This window comes from Streptomyces sp. NH27 (assembly GCF_056859195.1).
On sequence record NZ_JACEGK010001086.1, the window covers coordinates 1 to 457 of the forward strand.

Annotated in this window: 1 protein-coding gene; it reads left to right on the top strand. The window is 79.2% G+C overall.

Annotation, left to right across the window (positions count from 1 at the left end; translation table 11 throughout):
- On the top strand, window positions 1-452 hold a 452-nt coding region (locus AC13HU_RS38145), incomplete at its 5' end, for an adenosylcobinamide-GDP ribazoletransferase (protein WP_483046575.1).
- Window positions 453-457 lie beyond the last annotated feature (5 nt).

A 457-nucleotide genomic window follows, 5' to 3' on the forward strand; every position in this document is an offset into this window, starting at 1 on the left:
ACATCGGGCCGTTCGGCGTGGTGACCTTGCTGCTGGTGCTGCTCGCGCAGGTCGCCGCGCTGACCGCGTGCTACGGGCACGGGTGGGTCTACGGTCTCGCGTCCGCGGTGGCCGGGGCGGTGGCGGGGCGCGCCGCGATGACGCTCGCGGCCCGGCGCGGGGTGCCGGCGGCCCGGCCGGGCGGCCTCGGGGCGGCCGTCGCCGGGGTGCTGTCCCCCCGCACGGCGTGGGCGGTCGCCGCGGGGTGCGCCGGCCTCGCCGCTGTCGCCGGCGCGGGCTTCCACGGCCTGACCTGGCTGCGCTTCCTCGTCGCCGCGGCCGTCGCCGTGACTGCCGGCGAGTTGCTGCTGCGCAGGTGCCGCTCGCGGTTCGGCGGGGTGACCGGCGACGTGTTCGGGGCGTTGTGCGAGACCGCCGTCACCGGCGCCCTCGTCGTGCTGTCGCTGCGCTGACCCCG